This window comes from Paenibacillus sp. B1-35, from assembly GCF_050474385.1.
GTDB lineage: Bacteria > Bacillota > Bacilli > Paenibacillales > Paenibacillaceae > Paenibacillus_B > Paenibacillus_B alvei.
Map to the genome: position 1 here is coordinate 165,777 of NZ_JBCHVJ010000006.1, position 21,591 is coordinate 187,367.

Sequence of the window (21,591 nt, forward strand, 5' to 3'; positions counted from 1 at the left end):
CGCTCAAACGCATTAGATCCTTACACGTTGACCATCTGTTACTGGCTCACTGCTCTCGACAATAATCTGGGCTTTCGCGTATACCCCTTGCACCAGCGTTTCTTGGCCATTCGTCCCCCCTAATCGAACGGAAACCTTGCTAGCAATAAAAATATTGCCCAATGGGCCGGAACGCTCTTCGATAATAAGCACATAGCTGTCCTTCCCTGCCTGACGAATCGCTTGGTTTGATACGAGCATGCCGCCATCGCTCTTCTTCGTTTGTGTCAATTCCACGCTTACGAGCTCATTCGCTTGAATATTCGGATGTTGAACCTTCACAATGACCCGTTGACTCGAATTTGTCTGCGATGCACTCCATTCTGCTTCCTCTTGGAGGGAAGCCCCTCCATCAACGCCTGCCATCGGTCGAATGTCGGTAATGCTCCCTTCAACCGGAACATTTGCCTCCTCATGCTCGATATGCACGCGTATCTTTTCCCCGGTACGCAATTCCCGGCCGAAGGCATCCGGGATGACAATTTCGAATTGATACCCTTGCTGCCTATTCGCTACACTAACATCTGGGCCGCCGCTTCCTGAAGGAAGCTGCGGCGTCGCACGTACTTGTGTCACAACACCGTCAAAGGGCGCGATGATTCGTCTACGATCATTCGCCTCCGACTGCATCGTGGTCACTTTTCGCTCCTGAACTCCTATAGCTATTCGCACACGTTCTATCTCCCGCTTTGTGCTGCGCGCTCGCATACCGTCGTTATTTTGTACGGCTTCAATATAATCATCCTGCAAGTCAACTAATGTTAGCCGCTGCCCTGCAAGGCCCGCCTGTACATCCAATATTTCCTGAACAGCAGCAGGATTCTCATAGGTGATTAACGTCTGCCCCTTAACTACACGATCTCCCTCTTTTACATAAACCTTTTTGATTGACCACTCCGCCCTGTTCGATAAATCGATATGCTGCCGAGGTATTAATCGGGCCGTACCACGCCACGTGGTTACTAGCGCTCCTTCCCTCCCTTGTTCGGTGCGCACCTTCGGCAAATGTAACGTCAGCAATGTATTGCTCGCCAGGGTAAGGAAAAGGAGCAAGCTGAAGAACAGGCCGGAGAGCCATACTATTTTTCGTTTTTTTCTTGCATCCAGCGCTGCTGTGAACCCTATAGCCATCCTATCCCTCCTCTCATGAGCTACCCTTTGATCCCCGACATTTGAATGCCTTCGATAAAATAAGACTCCGCATACAAAAACAGGAGAACCATGGGCGTCATATAGATTATCGACGCGGCAAAGCCGATGCCTTGGGCTTCCTTATGAATTCTGGATAAATAGAGCGATAATGGCTGCTTGAATGCATCCTCGAGGAAAATCAGCGGCTGCTCGACCATATTCCAATAATCGACGAACAGCAAGACGATCAGCGCCGCAATCCCCGGCTTCATCAGAGGCAGCATAATCTGATAGAAAATGCGGTAATGACCCGCGCCATCCATCTGAGCCGCTTCAACCAGCGCATAGGGAATCGAGAGCATAAATTGCCTCAGCATGAACACACCGAATGCCGCGAATATCCCTGGCAAAATAATCGCGCTTGCTGTATTCATCAGTCCCAACTTGTCAGCAATAATATAATTCGGAACCAAGGTCACTTGGAAAGGCATCAGCATCGTCAGCAAGTACACCCGAAACCAGCCTTCTCTCCCTCTGAACCGGAGCTTGGCAAATGCGTACGCAGCCAGTGCACTGACAACGGTCTGTCCCGCAATAATCGCCACGACCATCGCGATGGAATTCCATAGCATGAACAAATACGTGGGCGTTTCTAGCAAGACTCTCCCGTACTGCTCGAAGGACAGCCAATCCGGAATAAGCTTCAGATTCACGAATACAGCAGGCTCCCCTTGCGTAACGACTGGCATTTGACCCACTAGACCGTAATTCCCGCGAATTTCATGCTCCGTCATCAGTGAATTTGTGAAAGTAATCACAATTGGGAATAACATGATGAGCCCGATGCATGCCATCACTAGCGTGAACGACAGGTTCCGAATGGCCCCCCTGTTCTTCATTCTCCCTCCCGTATCATTCCATAAATTGTGTAAATCGTTTTTCTATCCGAAGCAGAATCGTCACAATGATAAAGATAACTATCACCATAAGCGTCGCAGCCGCAGACAGCTTCTGTACATCCATCCCGAGGAACATGTTGTTCATGTAGTGCTGAAGTGTATAGATGCTGTCATGCGGGTAATCTCCTGCGATCAGGTACGTTTCGCGGAATATCTTGAACGTATTCATAATCGACATCAGAACGACGAAGACCATCGTTGGGGTCAAGTAGACAAGTGTAATTCCATAACATTGAAACCACTTGCCCGCCCCCTCCAATTCAGCCGTCTCATAGTAATCTCGCGGGATGCTCTGCAGTCCTGCAAGGAATAAGATGATGTTGTAGCCGATATGCTTCCATAGGTAGAATACGGAAATAACGCCTCTCGCCCAGTCCGATTTCATCCAATCTATTTGTTCAAGCCCGGCAGCATGCATCCAGGCGTTAAGTGATCCATTCCAATCAAACAGCACTTGCCACACCATTACGACGGAGGCAACGGGCACGACCAGCGGCAGGACATAAGCCATTCGAAAAAATTGACGCAGATAGAGATTTCGGTTCAGCACGAGCGCGATTCCAAGTGACAGCACTAACATTAGCGGGACATTCATTGCCGTGAACCAGAAGGAATTCAAGGCGGCTTTGCGAAAGGAATCGCTGCTGAGCAGTTCCTGATAATTCGAGAGTCCAACAAATGAACCGCCAACCGTTCGATCCAATACCGAGTAGACAAACCCCATCCCAAACGGAATGAGATAGAACAAGGCAAAGCCAATGGCGCTCGGCAACAAGAACGTTAGAGCCACCATGCTCTCTCTTCTGCTGATACGATTTCGCCTCATGACTTATCTGAAGGGGAGAATGCTACACTTATGCCTCCATCTTGGAGGTTCACTTGGAACAGCTTCTTGCCATCCTCTGCACGCTTGTAGATAACGATGAATTGACCGATTCCTTGTGCTTTACCTGGCTGGGTTCCTGACACTTCAGGCTCATATCCATCAATAGGCACATCCAATTGCTTCAAGAATGCATTGGCGATAGCAATCGCTTCCGATTCCTGCAATTTCGCAACATGCGGAGCGTATGGCTCTAAGCCAGTCGTTTGCACAAAATGAATCTGCCCTGTATCCACATCAGCATTGACTACAATCTCTTGATGCGGCTCCGCAAATGTCTTTCCTTTTTCCATTAACATGATATTAAAGATATGGATCTTTTCACCGGCCCTGATTCCCTTGGTAATTTGCGCGTTTGCGATGTCGAAGTTCTTCGTCTCAGGGAACCCACGGTAAATGCGCGCAAGCACTTCTTGCGCCGTCTTATTGCCGCTAATCTCATCCGCATATAAGTTCGTAATGACATAATCTGAATCCGCATCCTTCGTGACGAAGTTGCGCGCATCTTCTGTCCCAGATAGATTGAGCAAGGTGCGAATCTGTGCCGCTACGGTAGGACCGGTATAAATGATAATTGGCGCGAGGAGTACAACCGCAAGCACACAGGCTACCATGCGAATGTTCAGATTTGATTTTGATGTTTCATTATTTTTTTCATTGCGATATCGCTCGTAAGAAGCTTCTTGAATGCGCTTCTGCATGTCAGATGGATTTTCCATTGCTTCCGCACAATCCTGAAGCTTATCGCGCAGTTGTTGTTCAATGGACATAAAGTTCCTGCTCCTTTGCTGATTCTAGATACGAGCTGAGCTCGCGAAGCTTCCCTAGTGCAGCATGATGCCTGGATTTGACCGTGCCCACGGGAATGTCCAGCAATTCAGCGATTTCATCGAAGGTATATTCGTGATAATAGCGCAGAATAATCACCGCCCGAAGCTTGTAGGATAGTTGATGAACCATGGTCAACATCTCCCGATGGGTTTCGGCCTCCAAGATCTGGCGATCCGTGAACAGATGCTCTTCCCTCTCTAAGAGCCTCTTCTTCTCGAAGATTCGGAACCTTCTCCAGCTTTTTGTTCTCCACTTTTGTATTTGCTTCAGCACAATGCCATGCATCCAAAATCGGAAGGGACGATTCGCATCGTAATTGCCGATGGATCGCCACAGCTGAAAATAAATCTCGTTCATGACATCCTCTATCTCATTTTTTTCCGTCATCAAAAAGACAGCGGAGCGGTAGATTTCGGGGAATGACCAATCATAGATCACTTGGAATGCAGACGAATCCCCTTCCTTCATCCGTTCAATCCAGTGCTCGATATTGATATCTTTCATGAAAAAAGGGCCCTCCTTGGTAAGCTTACAACCTATATTGCCTCATTCACCCGAAAAGGTTCGGTTCTTTTTAACTTTTTTAAAATATCAGATCATTCAAGACAAACGAAAGGATCGGCTATTATAAGGAGAGATAAGACGAATTGAAAAACATCTTTGTATTCGATTATATCTCTAATGAAGCCCTGCGTCGTCATCGGCATTCACACGGTTCAAAAGCAGCAGAGCGTAAGAAAATAACACATTGGGATGTTTTCATCGTGCTTAGTGTGTACACGGACGGAGTATAGCAAAAACATAAGCAAAAAGGCGTGAATGAGAAATCTCTTCTCACACACGCCTTGTTCACTTCAGCATCAGTCACCGCACCGATTATAGGGTACGAAACCTCAGCTTCGTGCAATCAATAAGGAACGAATACGCTCTTGTCTCTTTGGCTCCTTTTACGGATAGGGCGAACTTCAAATTGACAATATCGCGATCCTTCAAGCCTTGATTGCGAATCCAGCCATGCAACTCCTTCTTCGGACGAATTGTTTTGCTCGCAAAGTCCGGATTATCCGATGCAATCTCGACCGCTTCTGCAGTTCTCCCTTTAACACCGATGTTCGCTTTGGTTATTACTTTTTGCATATCAAGTGTAACCTTGTCTTTATCCGAATTGTTTGTAATCGTCACTTCGAAGTCCGTAGCCTTTTCCGTAACCCGAATCGAATGAACCGTAACCTCTACATCATTCACGGTATGGGTTACAGGCAGCTTGCCTATCTTCTTGTCACTGCTGCTAGAATTCACTCCCGGCTTCGTATAATTGCGATTCTCGTCCTTCGTCATGTCGCCATGATCGATAACGTCTGCACTTGCATTCTTAGAGATATCTTTATCCATCGGCGTCACCATGATCGTTCGACCGCCCATTTCTCCGGACAGCTCTCGCACTGGAAGATGATCAACTATCGATACAGGCTTGTTGGTCGACAGTTTCTTTCCTTCCTCATCAAGACCGTGCTTCTCAGCATTGGCGATTATCGCCGAAGTACCGAATGCGATTCCCGTGAACAAGATAGCGCCGCATAGGAAGCCTGTTTTCCATTTCTTCATGCTGTATCGTTCCTCTCGTCTCTTTCTTCTTCCGATCCCGATTCGTGTATCACTCATTATTACGTTCATTCACATCATGCTTCCATCCGATGATCCTTATTGCCCGCTCCATCTCTCAACATGTATCTCTAAGGTTTTGTCCTGCTCTGCCTTATAGCTACGTTCGACGCGAGCCCCCGCTCCATCAACTTCGACGATTCCGTCTTCTCGACTCACTTGGAACAGCCAATCTGTATGCAACGGGATGCGCAGGCGTGTTGCATATAAATCCTTGTTCGGATCGTACGTCAACGGGAACCAAGCGTACAGCTTGAGATCCTGCGGCGTATTAGGCGGAACATAAACAATGATCTCCAAATTAACATGCGTACGGAGCTCCTCCACGATTCGGAGAGGCATCGAGGCTTCCCATCCCTCGAATTGCACCGTTACTTCCGTAACGCCCGGGTGACGAGGAAAGACCGTGCCATCGTCCCGAACCTGCGCGATATGCTCATCTTCTACGCGGTACGCAGCACGAAGCGCTGACATCTTGAAGCCGGAATCGAACTCGATAATCGGATTCAGCCGGCACGGTGGCCCTGTGATCCCAACCTCCTGATCGCCATGCAGCGTAAGAGAGCAAGCCTTGCCGCGCTTGCCGAAGAAGTGAAGAAGCGGCGCAGACACTCTGGCTGCCCAGTCCTTCTCCACATGCGCCGCTCCGGGCTCATAGAGGTAGACAAGCTCATCATCGGCTTTGTAGCCTATGCTAAGCAATTGTTCTGCTGCCTCGCGCACATGCTTTTCCATGACCAGCAGCCCTTCACGGCTGCCGAGATCGATCCATATTTTCTTAATGGACTGCTTCGTGGTAAAGGTATGGTACAAGGGCACTTCTTCCAAGGTGTCGGGATAAACGCAATACAAGTAAGGAGAGATAATCCCCAGCATGCTGAACACGTCGGGACGCCGCAGCCCAATATGGTACGTCACCTGCCCGCCCCTTGACGAGCCCATCAAGGCCGTATGCTCTGGCTCCGATTGCGTGCGGAACAAGGCATCTATATAAGGCTTAACCTCATCAATAAGGAATTGCTCATACTGGTGGCCTCTTGGTTCGACCGCAAACTTGTCGTCTTGATAACGAACGCCCTCCAAGTCATGCGTGAACTCATTTGCCCGCTCCATCCCCATATTCGGAATGCCGACAATGATGATTTCTTTCATACGCTGTTCGACAATCAGCTTATCGGCGGCAGCGTGCACGTTCCATGAATAGCCGTTGAAGGCCGGATGGAAAATATTTTGACCGTCATGCATGTATAAGACCGGATAGCGCTTGTTCAGGTCTTGTTGGTAGCTCGGAGGAAGATAAATGAACAGCTCTCTATCGTTATTCAGATATTCCGAGTGAAATGTTTCAATGCGCAGGATGCTTGATCCGTACTTCGTGCTCATCGCTTCTCCACCCTTTCCGCCATTAGATCGATCCAATTCTCGACTTCGTAATGCAGCTCCAAACCATCGATAACCGTAAATTTGCGATACGGCACTTCTTGACCGTAACGATCCGTTTCATGTTTGCCCAAGCCACGGGAAATCCGGAACTCGAACGCCATATCCCGTGGCACCTCGAACGTGCCTCCATATTGCCCTTCATCGATCATCGGCAGTTCGATCCCTGCATACAGCCTTTCGGTAGGCGGCGTATTTTCGGGTACCTTTACGACCAACGTAACTGTAGCTGTCTCCGAAAGACGCGGAATAACTGTAATCTCTGCATGCGCTGTGAGCTCATCATGATGATAGATGACGCGCGTCTTGCCCGACCGCTTCGGAGTGAGTGTTCCATCCACGGTTACCTCTAGGATGCAAGGATCGGACACTTCGTACCGAGCGTTCAAATCCGTCATGACAAAGCCGCTATCGTAATGAACGACCGCATTGAACCTCTGCGTCGGCCCCTGAATCCCTACTACGCGGGAACCATGCAGTTCAACATGTACAGGCATGCCGATATCTCCGAAGAAATAAAGGAGCGGTGCATGAACCCTTGCGGCCCAATCCTTCTGCGCGTGTCCGGAACCGACGGCATAGTAGTACATCAGATCATTCCCCGGCTCATACCCGATGCGAACGAGCGTGTCTACGACCTGCCGCACATGCTTCTCCATAACGGTGAAGCCCTCTGCATCACCGACATCCATCCAGATCTTGAGATCCTTCTTTTCCGTATAGATATGACTTAGCCAGCGATCCTCCATCGTATCTGGATTTACGCTGACGACGAACGGACATAATGCCCCAATCATGCCGAATGTATCGGATTGGCGAAATCCGATATTGTAGGACACCAAGCCACCAGCGGATGACCCCATCAAGGCCGTATGCTCCTTGCCTGGAAGTGTCCGGTATTCTCGATCGATATAAGGCTTCACTTCCTCTACGAGAAACTGCTCATACCGCTCACCTTGATTCGCTGTGTTGAATAGGTTGTGCCCATCCGGATTGGCATGCATGTACTCCGCAATCCGTGCATCTTCGATATGGGAAATGGCAACCACGATGATTTCCTTCATCCTGCCTTCGGCGACAAGACGATCAACCGTAAGATGGACGTCCCAGGAGTCTCCCTTCTGATCCGCAAAAAATGCATGCTGCCCATCATGCAAATAGAGCACGGGATACCGCTTCTGTTCGTTCACTCGATAGCTCGGAGGCAAGTAAATAAATACTTTTCTTCTATTAGATAAGATCCTCGAATAAAACTCGTCGATCTGAATAAGACGTGATGAATCCACTACGCATTTCTCCTTATAGAGGTTGTTCAAAAAAACCGCTTTTGATCACGAAGCAACATAAGAAGCCATTCGGCATCGAATCTTGCTTTCACTCTCGAAGTCCAGTACTCATGTAGTCCTGCCTACACTCCGTTCTTCCTTCTTCGAGTTCTTGCAACCTTCTCGGTGCTGAAAAGCGGCCCTTTTGAACTCGCACATATATTGATCTACGAGGAGACTGGCAATTTCAAGAACTTCTCCTCGTGCTCATACTCCACATCATCAATAAAGCTGTTCATAACGCCTACAAATGAATCGTATCTACTCAAGTCGAAGGTGACTCTCTCCGTATCTTGGCCGAGAATTTCGGGACAATGGCAGGTGCACCATGCAATCAAGTTGGGATGGACTTTGGAAGCTTCGTTGGCAATAAATTCGTTCAATACGATGCCCGGTTGACCATCGAACTTGGCTAAAAAAGACTCCATCCCCTGGCAGTGTTCATATATATGAATCCGTTCTTCCGGCAAACCCGATGCCCGCTTGATGACATCCGACCATTGGTTATTGTTATAGCGATCCATGATCAGAAATTGCGGAGCTTCATTCAGCAAATCACGGGATCGTTGAAAGCCCGCTTCCACATCAGGCATAATTTTATGAAAAAGCGAGTCTTCAATATAACTGTCCACGACAAACACGGGAATACCGAAGCCAAAGTAGGGCGTAATCGTCGCAAATCGCTCCTGATCCACATTGATTAAAAATACGCCGTCCAAATTCCGTTCCATAATAACCTTGTATGACGGCTCCGTATCGTCGATTTGCATATAAATAACATGATAGCCGAGCGCACTGCACTGCTGTTCGATTTTGCTTATCGTTTTGGCGTACTTCAAATTTGACCCAAAGCTTTGTTGATCGTCCTTGAATACCAGAATTCCAATCAAGCCCGACTTCTTTACTTTTAAAGACCGGGCAGTACGGTTCGGCACGTATTTGAGCTGCTGCGCGATTTTTAACACCTTGACGCGCGTCTCATTCGAAATGGATTGATTCTTAACGTCATTCAATATATAGGACACAGTAGCAATGGATACACCCGCTGCTTGGGCGATATCTTTTATCGTTGTTTTCTTCATCTTATCCGACCTCACTTGGTTTAGACTTAAACGTTTAAGCCAATTAAAGCATACCGCCCAAATGGTGTCAATTTAGCCCTAATCTCCCGTAATCCATATCTAGCAGCAGCTTCTCTTTAACTTGATTCAGCCATCAATACCATCCAGCCATACGCAGGCAAGCTAATCGTAACGTTGTCATTCTCTAATACAAATGTTCCGGATCCGATCATAGAAGGGGATAATGGCAGCGTATCTTTCTGTTCAAACGCAAAGGTGAAGGCTCCTGCCCGCTCACTATTATTGAAGCAAATATACATCTGCTCGCCAGCGCGCTGTCTTCGGATGACCAAGTGATCTCCGGATGCATAAACGAATCGGAATGAACCCTGTCGCAACGCAGGATAGGCGGTACGCAAAGCGATCAGTTTCCGATAAAAATGCAGCAATCCGCTATTCTGCTTCTCCTCTTCCCATACCATTGGTTTCCGGCAATCCGGATCCGGCCCGCCCGTCATGCCCACTTCGTCTCCATAATATATGCATGGTGCGCCAAGAAAGGCGAACTGGAACAGCGCCGCAAGCTTCATCTTGCGTTCATCTTGAGCCATTGTTAACAAACGCGGCGTATCATGGCTGCCCAATATCGTGAAGGTAGCTTCACCCACTTGCTGGGGATAGTCAGCCAACAACCTGTTCACTTGATAAGAGAACTGTTTTGCATCGATTACCCCTTTTGCAAAGAAATCAAGAATGGCCTCCGTAGCCGGATAATTCATAACCGCGTCAAACTGATCACCGCGCAGCCAAGGCATCGCATCATGCCATATCTCACCCAAAATATAAAAGTCCGGCTTCAATCCTTTGCATGTTTTGCGAAACTCCCGCCAGAAATCATGGTCGATCTCATTCGCAACATCCAATCTCCAGCCATCGATATCACATTCCCGAATCCAATATTGAGCGACTTCAAGCAAGTAGGCTTTAACTTCAGGATTGACTGTATTCAGCTTCGGCATATGGGATTCGAAGGCGAAGCAGCGGTAAGATGCTCTCGGCTCGCGCACGAGCGGAAATCGCTCAATATGGAACCAGTCTCGAAATCGTGATGCTTCCCCATGCTTCACGACGTCTTGGAACGGAGCGAACCAATAGCCGCAATGATTGAATACCGCATCCAAGATAACCCGAATCCCGCGGTCGTGACAGGCCTTCACCAGCTTCTTCAACAGAACCACATCGCCAAACTGCGGATCCACCTTCAAATAATCCGTCGTGTCGTATTTATGATTCGTCTTTGCCTCGAACAGTGGGGTAAAGTAAATCGCATTAACGCCAAGCTCACTAATGTAATCCAAACGATCCAGTACGCCCTGAAGGTCACCGCCGTAAAAATCTTGCTGACCCGGATCGTCGGCTGTCCACGGCCGTACCTGTTCAGGATCATTGTCAGGGTTCCCGTTAGCAAACCGATCAGGGAAAATCTGATAGAATACGGCATCCTTCACCCACGACGGCGGCTGCAGCACCTCGCTTGACCATAAGAAAGGATAGTCGAAAAACGTCAGTGGATCCGCTGGCTTTTCGGCAACGAATCCCTTTTCCGTATACCATAACGTCTGCTCGCCCGCAGCTAATTCGAAGGCATAACGGAGCCGCTTGTGCGGAGGAGCTACCTCCACATGCCAATAATCGAACATCTCGTCGCTGCCCATGATGAACATGGCAGCTTCCTTTACGGTCTTGTCCCAATCGTATTTATCGCCATACAACGCAGTGACTGATCGAAGATCGCCTTTCTTCGCGCGCAGCCGGATATGGATCGTGTCGTTATCGTATGAATAGCAATATGAATTTCCAGGTCTGTGGTAGATCGCTTCCAGTAACATAACAAACTCCTTTTTGTCGCTTTTGATCACGAAGAGTATTCAGGATGTATCCTTATTAGTCGTTAGCCTTTGTCCGCACCTGCCGTCATGCCGTGAATGAGATACTTCTGGAAATACATATACAGGAGCGTAATCGGCAGCGCTACAAGAACGGCGCCGGCAGCAAAGGTCGTAAAGCTTGAATTGGTCTCGTTCGCTACCATGTTGTACAATCCTTGCGCCAGCGTCATCTTCTCAGATGATCGAAGCACGATTTGCGGCAGGATAAAATCCATGAATGGCATAATGAAGCTGTTCAATGCAACAAACGTAATTGCGGGCAAAGACAGCGGTAATATGATTTTGAACATTGTCTCCAAAGGGCCTGCGCCATCGATATAGGCCGCTTCCTCCAGGCTTTTGGGAATGGTATCGAAATGCCCCTTCATGACCCATGTCCCCATCGAGATAGAACCGCCCGCATAGATGAGAATGAGACCCAAATGCGTATCGAGCAGCTTCGTCTGCATCAGCAGCACGAAGATCGCCATGATGGACAGAAAGCCCGGAAACATTTGAAGAATGAGCAATGTCATTAGCCCTTGCTTTCTGCCTATGAATCGAAAACGGGAAAATGCGTAGGCTGTCGCTGCCACCAATGTCGTTGACAATGCCGCATTCGCAAGAGCGATCGTGACGGTGTTCGAAAACCATAGCACGAAATCCGTATTCCGAATCAGTTCTGTATAATGTGCGAGCGTGGGCTGATCAGGAAACATTCGGCTTACCATTAAGGAATTTCCTGGGTTAAGCGATGTTCCGATCACCCAAATCAACGGATATACCGTCGTTAGGAGCAGCACGGCAAACACCGCGTAAATGCCCGCCACGACCAAGTTGTTCAGCAATTTAGACATTTAGACCATATCCTCTTCTTGAGTTATCTTCATCCGCCGATAGTTCCATAAGGAGAATACGGTGATAAAGACGAACATAATGATCGAGACGGCAGAGGCCATATTGAACTGGCTTTGATTCAACGTCATCTTGAATATCCAAGAGATTAAAATATCCGTGCTGCCCGCGTAATAATAATCAGGCTGGTTCGGATTGCCGTCCGTTAGCATATAGATTAAATTGAAGTTATTGAAGTTAAAAGCAAATTGCATGATTAAAATTGGTGCCGTCGCCGCCAGCACCAACGGAAGCGTCAGCTTGACGAATCTCTGCGTTCCCGTTGCTCCATCAACAGCAGCAGCTTCGTACAAATCCCGCGGCATGGTCGTTAATACCCCTGACATCAATGCCATCAGGAACGGAGTGGAGAACCACAAGTTCACAAGCAGAATCGTAAACTTGGCCATCGTCGGATCAGACAACCAAGGTACTGGCGCGAAGCCGAGCTTGGTGATCATATCGTTCACGGGCCCGAACGAACCGTTTAGCAGCACCCTGAATACCAGAATCGATATGAATTGCGGAACCGCCCACGGCAAAATGAACATCGTACGCCAAAATTTTTTGAATTTCACTTTTGGATGGTTCACCATCAATGCTAGCAACAGCCCGCTAAAAAAGACGGACACCGTAGAGGCCGCAGCCCAGATGACGTTCCACACCGAAATGCCGAAGAAGGTGTTGCGCCACGCCTCTTGTGCAAATAAGTCATAAAACGAGCTGAGCCCCGTCCAATCTACTAAGTTCCGGTCGGGAATATGGTTCGGAGCCGAATAGTTCGTGAAGGCAATCAGCACATTGAAGATGAGCGGCACTACCGTTACGAACAGCACAAAGCAGATGGAAGGCAACAGAAGCAAATATGGGAAGCGCCGAAGCTTCGTCTGCTTGATGGATTCGATGAACCCCGGAGCAGGCCAACCTTCATCCCGCAGCGCCCCGTTTTTCTTTGCATCATAAATATTCAGGACATAGCACCCGGCGAACAAGAGAATGAGCACCAATGTAATAAGTCCTTCAATCATCATGAAAATAGAATGATCGCCTTTGGTCACTTGCCCGGCAACCACCTTCGTAGGCGCGTCGCCTAACGTTATCAATCCTCTTATTCCTCGATAAGCAATCGGATAGTAGTTCCAAAAGAACAACTGTGCCGCGATCATCCACAGCAAGCCCTTCATATACTGCTTGTTGTACAGCTGGCCTAACCCGATACATACAGCGGAGAATACAGCCGCTTTCGTCCGATGCCGACGGGCATCTGTTGTCAGTTCCATTCGGAAGACCGCCTTCGTCGATTTTTTAGATGTAGTTCACAAAGTCTGATTTTGATCACGATGTGATTCAGGATGTAGCTATTTTTTTGTCTGGATCGCTGTTTTGATCTGCTCGACTGCCTTCTTTAAGACATCTCCCGGTTGTTGATTGTCATTCCATATTGCAGCAAGAGCAGCACCTGCCGGTACCCAAACGTTGCCCATTTCCGGGATGGACGGCATTGGAGCAGAATGCTTCGTTTGTTCTAGGAATGCAAGTGCATTCGCGTTCCCCTTGATGATCGGCTCCTCCATCATGTCTTGTCTCGGCGGCAGTTGTGTTGTCATTTCATATCGCTTGACGAGATTTTTGCGAGAGGTCGCATAACGCGCGAACAGCTTCGCTGCAACCGGATATTCGGTATAGGAACTGACATACAGCGCCCGGATGCCGGACATGCTTTGAGGATGTTCTCCGTTAGGCAGCAGGGGAAGCGGAGCCACTCCGAAATCGATTCCCGCGCTCTTCACGTCCGTCATAAGCCAAGGCCCGCCTATAATAGCAGCTGTTTTCCCTTCCATGAAAAATCCGGTAATGATATTGTCGTTCATATCGTTGCTATTGACAGGCAGTATTTTGTTCAGCGATCGAAAGAACTCGGCTCCGGCGATCGATTCCGCATTGCTCAAGCCAATATCGTCAGCATCCTTCCCTCCGTTGCCAAATATGTATCCCCCGTAGCCTGCCAGAAACGAGTAAGACTGATATAACTGACCTACATTCCACATAAAGGCGTACTGTTTGTTTTTTGGATCGTTATACGTTTCAGCGAACCGAATGAGCTCTTGATAAGTGGCAGGAGCTTTATTCAGCAGTTTTTTATTGTAGTACAGCGCATACGTATCAATCGCGGTTGGAAAACCGTAGAACACCCCATCATAGCTGACACCCTCTAGGGCGGAATCCATAATTTGATGTTTCATTTGCTCGTCGTATACATCATTTTGCAGCACGAGTCCTGCCATGACTGCATTCCCCAAATGATCATGCGGCGCGGAGAACACATCAGCCCCGATTCCAGCAGGTCCATCCGTCGTCAGCTTCGTGACAGCGTCGATTGACGGAACCGCCACTACTTTTACACCAATCCCATATTCCTGTTCGAAATCTTCTGCGACCGCTTTCAAAAAATCCAGTTCAGGCCCCTTCGATTCCCATACGAGCAAATGAGCCCCCTTCTCCGGCTGCAATCCAGCTTGTCCTTCTCCCTGATGTGCATTCTTCCCTCCAGCTTCCGAAGATGTTGAGATCGCATGCTGTACGCCGCAAGCCGAGAGCAGCATCATGATGCACAATGAGAGCATCAACATTGAAATGAAGAAGCGTTTAGACACGTTCTCCCCCCCATCTATTGGTTGTTGTTAACTTAAACGTTTAAGTAATTTCAGTAACATGATACCTTCAAGTGCCCCGTGCCGTCAAATAAAAATTGCAGAGTCAGGGACAACATAAAGAAAATAAGCAGATGTTTCTAGATGATTCCAAAACGAAACCCCCGTATCCACTAGGGACACGAGGGTGATGAAGATGAATATAGGAATATGAATATTAGCAATCAAAATAGAGGCTGTATTCTTGCGGATGGATACGGATCGCTACAGATTTGGCTTCCTTGCGTTTGATATGCAAATAATTTTCGATAAATGCCTTTGTAAATACGCCGCCTTCAAGCAAGAATTCATAGTCAGCTTCAAGCGCATCAAGCGATTCTTCCATCGTCGCTGGAACGCTGCGAATCTCACGTTTCTCCGTATCCGACAGTTCGTAAATATTGCGGTCATACGGCCCATAACCAAGCTCTGTAGGATCCAGCTTGCGCTTGATTCCATCGAGCCCCGCCATCAGCATCGCAGCGAAGGCAAGGTATGGATTCGCCGTAGAATCCGGCGTACGGAACTCAATCCGACAGCCCTTCGGTGTAACCGCCGCTACCGGAATACGTACAGCCGCAGAACGATTGCCTTTCGAGAATACGAGATTTACAGGCGCTTCATATCCCGGCACGAGTCGCTTAAAGGAGTTTGTGCTCGGATTCGTCAATGCGATAAGTGCTGGCGCATGGTGCAAAATTCCGCCGATATAATGCAGCGCCATTTCACTCAAGTTCGCATAGCCGCCCTTTTCATAGAATAGCGGTGTATCACCGTTAAAGATCGATTGATGCACATGCATCCCGCTTCCGTTATCCCCGAACAGCGGCTTCGGCATGAAGGTCGCTACTTTGCCGAAGCGGCGTGCCGTGTTGTGTACGATATATTTATACTTCATCAGGTTATCTGCAGTACGTGTCAGTGAATCAAAGCGGAAGTTGATTTCCCCTTGCCCTGCCGTCGCAACTTCATGGTGGTGACGTTCAATGCGAAGTCCTGCCTCTTGCAACAGGCTGCACATTTCACTGCGCAAGTCTTGTTGTGTATCGATTGGCGCTACAGGCACATATCCACCTTTTGTATGAATCTTGAAGCCAAGGTTTCCGCCCTCTTCCTTGCGGTTCGTGTTCCAAGAAGCCTCTTCGGAATCGACGAAGAAGGAAGAACTATTCATTGTATTCTCATAACGAACATCATCGAAGATGAAAAATTCAGATTCTGGCGCAAAGTATGCATCCGTGCCTACTCCTGTCGTTGCCAGATACTCTTCCGCCTTCTGTGCAATGCTTCGTGGATCACGCTCATAACGCTCGCCGTCAGGCGTGAAGATGTTGCACATGATAATGAGCGTCGGACGTGCTGTAAATGGATCGACATAGCTGCTCTCCGTATCCGGCATCATGACCATATCAGATTCTTCAATTCCACGGAAACCAGTAATCGAGGAGCCGTCAAACGCAACGCCGTTCTCGAACGTGCTCTCATCCACTTCGGATGCAGGCAAGCTGATATGATGCGCACGACCTAACAGATCAATAAAGCGAAAATCCACATACTCAATTTGCTTCTCTTTCATTAACTCCAATACGGTATTGACTGACATCTCGATTCCTCCCCAATCCGAACATTTCATATTTATTCTCATCTTAATGTTCAATTTGTATTATTTGTTGAAATCATTATATGTAGGAGGATACTCCTTCGTCAATACTGATGTAAGGTATTTTTTTATTTCATGTTAGGTATGTTTACATTAAATCAGGTTTTCCAGTTCCGTTTTTGTCGTTATCATTCATTCCTACTTATTTCAGTCCTTCATTTTCTTGAATCACACTGTTGGCATGGCCATATTTATATCGATAGTGATCAGAATGGTACATAACATATCCAATATATATTTTGCACTATTAAACATATAAATAGCTCAAACTGTAGATTCCACACCTTTTCCAATCCTAATATTCATGTACAAAATTTCATCTTTTTTCCGTTTTTCCGTACAATCTACATCAAACTCCCCGCTCACCCTTGCTACCTTGCTTTAACGGAAGGACTGAGCCAAGGGGAGAGTGGAGCAAAGAAGCAGCGAAGCTGCATTTACACAATCTAAGGTATCAGGAAACAAAAAAAGAACTGGTCTCCCGCTAAGGAAACCAGTTCTATATTAATGAGATCAGTTCAGCACATCACACTGCACTTATTTTTCCCATGTATGAAAAAAGGATTGCTCCATTTTCTTCGTATCAAACGACTTGCCGCACAATGGAGCAAGCTGCTCCAATTCACGCAGCAGGCCAGCGAATTGATCCGGGAAGAGAGACTGCACCCCATCGCCTGTCATCGAATTGTCTGGATCGGTATGCATTTCAATAATAAGACCATCCGCACCGGCAGCCACAGACGCCTTCGACATCGTCTCTACCAGCTCGCGTCGTCCTGTCGCATGGCTCGGATCCGCAATGACCGGCAAATGACTAAGCTGCTTCATAACCGGAATAGCTGTTAAATCAAACGTGTTCCGTGTATACGTCTCAAATGTGCGGATACCGCGCTCACACAGCATGACATTCGGATTGCCGCCAGCCAATATATATTCCGCGGCATTAAGCCACTCGTCATAGGTTGCGCTGAAGCCCCGCTTAAGCAGCACCGGCTTGCCGCACTCTCCAAGCTTGCGCAGCAGATCAAAGTTCTGCATATTCCGTGTGCCTACCTGCAAAATATCCGCATGCTCCGCACAAATATCCACATACTCTGGCGTCATCACTTCTGTAATGGTAAGAAGGCCGTGCTTCTCGCCCGCTTCCTTCATCATCTCAAGCCCTTCTACGCCAATGCCTTGGAAGCTGTATGGCCCAGTACGCGGCTTGAACGCTCCCCCACGCAGAATTTGCCCGCCTGCCGCCTTCACTAATCGCGCAATCTCATTAATTTGAGCAGGCGATTCAACCGCACACGGCCCTCCCATAACTACCAAATTGCCGCCGCCGATTTTCACGCCGCGTATTTCAATTACCGTATCCTCCGGGTGGAAGTCACGGCTTGCCAACTTGTATGATTTCGTAATTTTAACCACGTTCTCTACGCCCTTCATTTGTCTAAGATGTTCTGCCAGCTTCGGCTCCGCATGTCCAATAATCCCGATCACAGTATGAGCAGTGCCGCGGGATATATGAACCTGATTGCCTTGCCCTTCAATGATGCTGGCTATATTTGCAATCTGTTCTTCAGATGCCTCATTATTTACAATAACAATCATGATTGTACACCCTTTCTATGCGCAGTGCCAGTTAACCCCTTAAAGCAGAAATGCGTTTACCTACGACACTTTTCATTTCACTTTAATATTTTAATGCTTTAATACATATAAGCTTTTATGCTTTTAACTATTAAAGAAACTATACAGAACAAACCACTGATCGTCAACCCTTTGTTACAATAATTTTCAGAAAAATAACAAAAGAAGCCCTGCATAACGCACGACTTCTTTTCATCCCTAAATTATTATTTCACGTCTTATGAGGTAACCGGAATCTTTATTTCTAGCGCTTTATGGTAATCCTTTATCATGTTTCGTTTTTTATCCTCCAAAGGCATCCCGTTCTTATTGACAAAAAGAGTATATGGCTTCACAATAATAAATTTTGTCGCAGAAGCCGATGGAGCATACAATATTTTTTCGTTATATTCCTTCTCTGGTTTTTTTGCGTATATGCTCAGCATGGATTGCTCCAATACTTTACCTTTATCGTCTACGATTTCATAATACATTTTGGATTGATGATACCCATTCGGTCGCTTCGTGCTGCTGCTTGGAATTTCTCCCTTGCTGTGAATTTGCAGCAATGTTGTTGCGTCAGTCATTCGCAAACTTGTTACCTCGTAATTGAATTTCTGCGTACTTTTCTTTGTATTCGGCTGTATGTTTATATCCCGTTTGGAGATGTTTTTCACTGGAATGACAAGAGACACCTCCGCTGCCTCAAATTTCGCATTAATCGTCAACTCAAATTCATTCGGAAGAATAGGCTCTCCCGTTTTCGGATCGATGGCATTTGTAAACTCAATCATGCACATATTATTCTCTTTTCCTTTTTCCACAGGAACCGAACTAGCCATCATCGATAGCTTGTCCACCTGAAGCGGCTGTCCGTTTACCATATAGCTCTTACTAGCAAATAGCGGGTTCTCTCCGCCTTCGGACTTCAACACCATGACCAAGCGAAGACCGTCGAACATAAGCTCAGGCACGCTTAACGTAACTCCATCTTTTGTTGCCTTAGCATCTTTCATTGTCGTCAAGCCTTTTTTACTGGCTGCCTTTAACCCAGAGTCTCCCCACTCCTGAAACATACTTGATCCGGATGCCGCCGCACTTGCGGCAGGCAAATCAATGCTAGCCGCTCCTGCTCCTGTGCCCAATACAGCCGCCAAACACGTTACCGCTATCATCTTCTTCAATAATGATTGTTTATATGTACTCATTTCCACATTTCCTCCTTCATTCTTGATTATTTTCTGACAATCATCGATTCCGCAAGTGTAATTAAGTCTTCCTTCGTCATCGGGTTATCAGCGTTCGTATAAATATTGCAGCTCAACGCTTTGTCGACCCAAATTAGTTGGTTCTCTCCCGCTTTATTGCCACTGCCTTTTTTCGCAGGGTAATAAGTGTATTCTTTCTTGTTCGTCGCATGCTTCGTTCCCATATCATAAAAGTTCAACTTCACATAATTTTTATCATTTGCAAATTTGAGTGTCATCGATTCTGATTTATTCCAATTATATTTTTTCGAAAGCACCACTTTTCCTGATTTTTGCGCCTCTTCCCTCAAATTCGCCTTAAAATTCTGATCCAAATAAGGCAGAAATCCTGCCTCAACAAAGGCGTACTCTTCCGGCAGGTCTGTCGGTCGCTGCAATGCTACTCCCTTTAATCCAGCGACTTTCTTCATATAGTCGTCATAATTTTGAAATTGTTGCTTTACATTCCCATACCAGAACACCTCCGGCCCTTTGGACTTCGTCTTTTTGTTATCTACGAATACGCAATAAGTACCGCCGTTTTTTTGTACCTCTTTATCCAATCTTGCCAGCTCTTCCTCCAAGACCTTTGATTCTCCCGAAGCGCCTTTCATTGTATAATCAATTGCGCTTTTTTTAGCCGCTGCCTCCACTGTAAAGTTCACGGAGCTGAATAGCAGCATACCGCACACCGCTGCAATTGCTAGTTTGGATGTCATTTTCATAAATATATTCTCCTCTCTTTCAGCCTCATCTATTAATTCTGACCATCGTTTCCGCAAGTTTGATCAAGTCTGCCTTCGTCAAAGTATTTCCTTCATTGGTTATAATCCGAAATTGCCTGCCTTGTTCCGTCCATAGAAGTGTGTTTTGCTGCGGGCTATTCCGAAATTCTGGTTTTAACTTTTGCCTTTTCTCATCAGCAGTTTGATAATGATACCCTTTCTGGGCAGAGGATGCTTTCGAATCCCGTGCAATATATTCCAAAAGCAACTTATCCTCACCATTCTTATATTCCAAAATAAGTTGACCAGCTTCTGTCCACTCATATTTCTTCGACAACACAGCTGCACCTTTCTGCTTGGCCTCTGCTCGCAATTCGTTCTTGAATTGCGGACTAAATGGACACAAAAGTTCTGCTTTCGTAAAGGAATATCCTTCTGGCAGATTTATAGGCTCTACTAATATGACTCCTTTTAAATCAGCAGCCTTCTTCAAATAATCCTCATAGATTTCATAGGAAGGTGCGACATGTCCGGTGAAGATGACTTCCGGACCCTTGCTTTTTGTCTTTTCATTGTCAATAAATATGCCATAAGACTCGCCTGGATTTTTCTCAATCAATTTATTTAGTCTTGCCAACTCATCTTCAAGAACCTTTGGCTCTCCCGAAGGGTCTCTCACGGTATAGTCTATTTCGCTTTTGGCTGGCGCAGCCTCCGCGGCATTGTTCATACAACTGAACATTAGCATTCCGCATATTGCTGCAATTGCTAGTTTCGACGTCATTTTCATAAAGACTATTTACCTCACTTTGTACTTTTTTTCTTATGGAAGTTTTATTTTCATCTATATGAACAACTGAAAAACGAGATTTGTGACACGGATCGACTTTTTTATGTTATAAATCTAAAAAAAATCCCTCGAAATAAGACTGGCGTTATTGCCGTCTTCTCCGAGGGATGTAGACCATTATAGGTTACACGTGTTATTCTTTTTTTGCTTTATCGTCATCACGGTTCTCATCAAATAACGATTTTAGATCTTCAATTTCCTGCGCATTTAGCTTTTTATCCTGTAAAAAGTTGGCCAGCATCGGCTTTAAAGCTCCGCCATACAGCTTTTTCATAAAGGATTTGGTTTCGGATTGCAGATACTCCTGCTCGCTGATGAGCGGGTAATACAGATAGTTTCGTTTCGACCCCTTCTCCAGCTTTGCTCCGGCCGCTTCTTTCTGAACCAATCGGCTCAGGAGCGTCCGAGTCGTATTCGGGCTCCACTCCATCAAATCCGTCATTTGATTTACAACCTCACTGGAAGGACAATCCGGACGCGCCCACAATACGCGCATAATCTCCAGCTCAGCATCCGTAATAGGCGGTATTTTATTCATTCAAGAAACCTCCAAACTCAATCACTCAAGAACCACGTATGTAGTTATACTCATGCTATAATTGTACTTTTATAATGTCAACCTCTTTTGTACAGAACGGGTTAGTTGCTG

Annotated in this window: 20 protein-coding genes; 1 reads left to right on the forward strand and 19 read right to left on the reverse strand. The window is 46.8% G+C overall.

Annotated features, from left to right (window positions below; all coding sequences use genetic code 11):
• Positions 1-12: 12 nt before the first annotated feature.
• From ACQ5BJ_RS19930 to ACQ5BJ_RS19950, 5 genes are read right to left on the reverse strand one after another with little or no spacing between them, the layout of a single operon-like run.
• The gene (locus ACQ5BJ_RS19930; protein ID WP_262866631.1) at positions 13-1,170 is read right to left on the reverse strand and encodes an efflux RND transporter periplasmic adaptor subunit; all 1,158 of its coding nucleotides are present in this window, start codon (positions 1,168-1,170) and stop codon (positions 13-15) included.
• A gap of 20 nt (positions 1,171-1,190) precedes the next feature.
• Positions 1,191-2,069 carry a carbohydrate ABC transporter permease gene (locus ACQ5BJ_RS19935; RefSeq protein WP_268621632.1) on the reverse strand — a complete coding sequence of 293 codons (879 nt, stop codon included), beginning with the start codon at positions 2,067-2,069 and terminating at the stop codon, positions 1,191-1,193.
• A 13-nt stretch (positions 2,070-2,082) separates the two neighbouring features.
• Positions 2,083-2,922, reverse strand: a complete 840-nt coding sequence (locus ACQ5BJ_RS19940; protein ID WP_430112088.1) for a carbohydrate ABC transporter permease — start codon at positions 2,920-2,922, stop codon at positions 2,083-2,085.
• Between the two features lie 29 nt (positions 2,923-2,951).
• A complete protein-coding gene (locus ACQ5BJ_RS19945) occupies positions 2,952-3,782 on the reverse strand; it encodes a hypothetical protein (RefSeq protein ID WP_005548401.1) in 831 nt (276 codons plus the stop codon).
• Positions 3,772-4,347 carry a sigma-70 family RNA polymerase sigma factor gene (locus ACQ5BJ_RS19950; RefSeq protein ID WP_268621630.1) on the reverse strand — a complete coding sequence of 192 codons (576 nt, stop codon included), beginning with the start codon at positions 4,345-4,347 and terminating at the stop codon, positions 3,772-3,774. Before ACQ5BJ_RS19950 ends, ACQ5BJ_RS19945 begins: the two co-directional genes overlap by 11 nt.
• 143 nt (positions 4,348-4,490) lie before the next feature.
• Here ACQ5BJ_RS19950 and ACQ5BJ_RS19955 point away from each other — a divergent pair, with 143 nt between their 5' ends.
• Complete coding sequence (locus ACQ5BJ_RS19955) at positions 4,491-4,637, forward strand: hypothetical protein (RefSeq protein ID WP_005548405.1); 147 nt, start codon at positions 4,491-4,493, stop codon at positions 4,635-4,637.
• 82 nt (positions 4,638-4,719) lie between these two features.
• Here ACQ5BJ_RS19955 and ACQ5BJ_RS19960 read toward each other — a convergent pair whose 3' ends face one another.
• The 14 genes from ACQ5BJ_RS19960 to ACQ5BJ_RS20025 form a co-directional block, all read right to left on the reverse strand.
• A complete protein-coding gene (locus tag ACQ5BJ_RS19960; protein ID WP_430112090.1) occupies positions 4,720-5,517 on the reverse strand; it encodes a hypothetical protein in 798 nt (265 codons plus the stop codon).
• A 27-nt stretch (positions 5,518-5,544) separates the two neighbouring features.
• Complete coding sequence (locus ACQ5BJ_RS19965; protein WP_430112091.1) at positions 5,545-6,888, reverse strand: alpha/beta hydrolase; 1,344 nt, start codon at positions 6,886-6,888, stop codon at positions 5,545-5,547.
• Entirely contained in the window at positions 6,885-8,231 is a 1,347-nt protein-coding gene (locus ACQ5BJ_RS19970; RefSeq protein WP_268621621.1) for an alpha/beta hydrolase, read from the reverse strand. The genes ACQ5BJ_RS19965 and ACQ5BJ_RS19970 overlap by 4 nt, the downstream gene beginning before the upstream one ends.
• 206 nt (positions 8,232-8,437) lie before the next feature.
• Entirely contained in the window at positions 8,438-9,352 is a 915-nt protein-coding gene (locus tag ACQ5BJ_RS19975) for a LacI family DNA-binding transcriptional regulator (protein ID WP_005548411.1), read from the reverse strand.
• Positions 9,353-9,468: 116 nt separating this feature from the next.
• A complete protein-coding gene (locus ACQ5BJ_RS19980) occupies positions 9,469-11,220 on the reverse strand; it encodes a glycoside hydrolase family 13 protein (protein WP_430112093.1) in 1,752 nt (583 codons plus the stop codon).
• Positions 11,221-11,282: 62 nt separating this feature from the next.
• Complete coding sequence (locus tag ACQ5BJ_RS19985) at positions 11,283-12,116, reverse strand: sugar ABC transporter permease (RefSeq protein WP_430112094.1); 834 nt, start codon at positions 12,114-12,116, stop codon at positions 11,283-11,285.
• On the reverse strand, positions 12,117-13,433 hold the full coding sequence (locus ACQ5BJ_RS19990) for an ABC transporter permease subunit (protein WP_430112095.1): 1,317 nt from the start codon (positions 13,431-13,433) through the stop codon (positions 12,117-12,119).
• Positions 13,434-13,511: 78 nt separating this feature from the next.
• Positions 13,512-14,807 carry a maltose ABC transporter substrate-binding protein gene (locus ACQ5BJ_RS19995; protein WP_262866632.1) on the reverse strand — a complete coding sequence of 432 codons (1,296 nt, stop codon included), beginning with the start codon at positions 14,805-14,807 and terminating at the stop codon, positions 13,512-13,514.
• 214 nt (positions 14,808-15,021) lie between these two features.
• Positions 15,022-16,446, reverse strand: a complete 1,425-nt coding sequence (gene glnA, locus ACQ5BJ_RS20000) for a type I glutamate--ammonia ligase (RefSeq protein ID WP_005548421.1) — start codon at positions 16,444-16,446, stop codon at positions 15,022-15,024.
• Positions 16,447-17,040: 594 nt separating this feature from the next.
• Positions 17,041-18,102, reverse strand: a complete 1,062-nt coding sequence (aroF, locus tag ACQ5BJ_RS20005) for a 3-deoxy-7-phosphoheptulonate synthase (RefSeq protein WP_268598988.1) — start codon at positions 18,100-18,102, stop codon at positions 17,041-17,043.
• A gap of 257 nt (positions 18,103-18,359) precedes the next feature.
• Positions 18,360-19,328, reverse strand: a complete 969-nt coding sequence (locus tag ACQ5BJ_RS20010; protein ID WP_430112098.1) for a DUF5643 domain-containing protein — start codon at positions 19,326-19,328, stop codon at positions 18,360-18,362.
• A 26-nt stretch (positions 19,329-19,354) separates the two neighbouring features.
• Positions 19,355-20,092 carry a hypothetical protein gene (locus tag ACQ5BJ_RS20015; RefSeq protein WP_430112100.1) on the reverse strand — a complete coding sequence of 246 codons (738 nt, stop codon included), beginning with the start codon at positions 20,090-20,092 and terminating at the stop codon, positions 19,355-19,357.
• 25 nt (positions 20,093-20,117) lie between these two features.
• Positions 20,118-20,882: a hypothetical protein gene (locus ACQ5BJ_RS20020; protein ID WP_430112101.1), complete on the reverse strand. Its 765-nt coding sequence runs from the start codon at positions 20,880-20,882 to the stop codon at positions 20,118-20,120.
• Between the two features lie 193 nt (positions 20,883-21,075).
• Positions 21,076-21,480: a BlaI/MecI/CopY family transcriptional regulator gene (locus ACQ5BJ_RS20025; protein ID WP_197268137.1), complete on the reverse strand. Its 405-nt coding sequence runs from the start codon at positions 21,478-21,480 to the stop codon at positions 21,076-21,078.
• Between the last annotated feature and the right edge of the window lie 111 nt (positions 21,481-21,591).

Excerpts from the sequence above, each read along its gene's own strand:
- ACQ5BJ_RS19930 (WP_262866631.1), bottom strand. The coding sequence starts at position 1,170 with ATGGCTATAGGGTTCACAGCAGCGCTGGATGCAAGAAAAAAACGAAAA.
- ACQ5BJ_RS19935 (WP_268621632.1), bottom strand. The coding sequence starts at position 2,069 with ATGAAGAACAGGGGGGCCATTCGGAACCTGTCGTTCACGCTAGTGATG.
- ACQ5BJ_RS19940 (WP_430112088.1), bottom strand. The coding sequence starts at position 2,922 with ATGGTGGCTCTAACGTTCTTGTTGCCGAGCGCCATTGGCTTTGCCTTG.
- ACQ5BJ_RS19945 (WP_005548401.1), bottom strand. The coding sequence starts at position 3,782 with ATGTCCATTGAACAACAACTGCGCGATAAGCTTCAGGATTGTGCGGAA.
- ACQ5BJ_RS19950 (WP_268621630.1), bottom strand. The coding sequence starts at position 4,347 with ATGAAAGATATCAATATCGAGCACTGGATTGAACGGATGAAGGAAGGG.
- ACQ5BJ_RS19960 (WP_430112090.1), bottom strand. The coding sequence starts at position 5,517 with ATGAACGTAATAATGAGTGATACACGAATCGGGATCGGAAGAAGAAAG.
- ACQ5BJ_RS19965 (WP_430112091.1), bottom strand. The coding sequence starts at position 6,888 with ATGAGCACGAAGTACGGATCAAGCATCCTGCGCATTGAAACATTTCAC.
- ACQ5BJ_RS19975 (WP_005548411.1), bottom strand. The coding sequence starts at position 9,352 with ATGAAGAAAACAACGATAAAAGATATCGCCCAAGCAGCGGGTGTATCC.
- ACQ5BJ_RS19980 (WP_430112093.1), bottom strand. The coding sequence starts at position 11,220 with ATGTTACTGGAAGCGATCTACCACAGACCTGGAAATTCATATTGCTAT.
- ACQ5BJ_RS19985 (WP_430112094.1), bottom strand. The coding sequence starts at position 12,116 with ATGTCTAAATTGCTGAACAACTTGGTCGTGGCGGGCATTTACGCGGTG.
- ACQ5BJ_RS19990 (WP_430112095.1), bottom strand. The coding sequence starts at position 13,433 with ATGGAACTGACAACAGATGCCCGTCGGCATCGGACGAAAGCGGCTGTA.
- glnA (WP_005548421.1), bottom strand. The coding sequence starts at position 16,446 with ATGTCAGTCAATACCGTATTGGAGTTAATGAAAGAGAAGCAAATTGAG.
- aroF (WP_268598988.1), bottom strand. The coding sequence starts at position 18,102 with ATGATTGTTATTGTAAATAATGAGGCATCTGAAGAACAGATTGCAAAT.
- ACQ5BJ_RS20010 (WP_430112098.1), bottom strand. The coding sequence starts at position 19,328 with ATGAGTACATATAAACAATCATTATTGAAGAAGATGATAGCGGTAACG.
- ACQ5BJ_RS20015 (WP_430112100.1), bottom strand. The coding sequence starts at position 20,092 with ATGAAAATGACATCCAAACTAGCAATTGCAGCGGTGTGCGGTATGCTG.
- ACQ5BJ_RS20020 (WP_430112101.1), bottom strand. The coding sequence starts at position 20,882 with ATGAAAATGACGTCGAAACTAGCAATTGCAGCAATATGCGGAATGCTA.
- ACQ5BJ_RS20025 (WP_197268137.1), bottom strand. The coding sequence starts at position 21,480 with ATGAATAAAATACCGCCTATTACGGATGCTGAGCTGGAGATTATGCGC.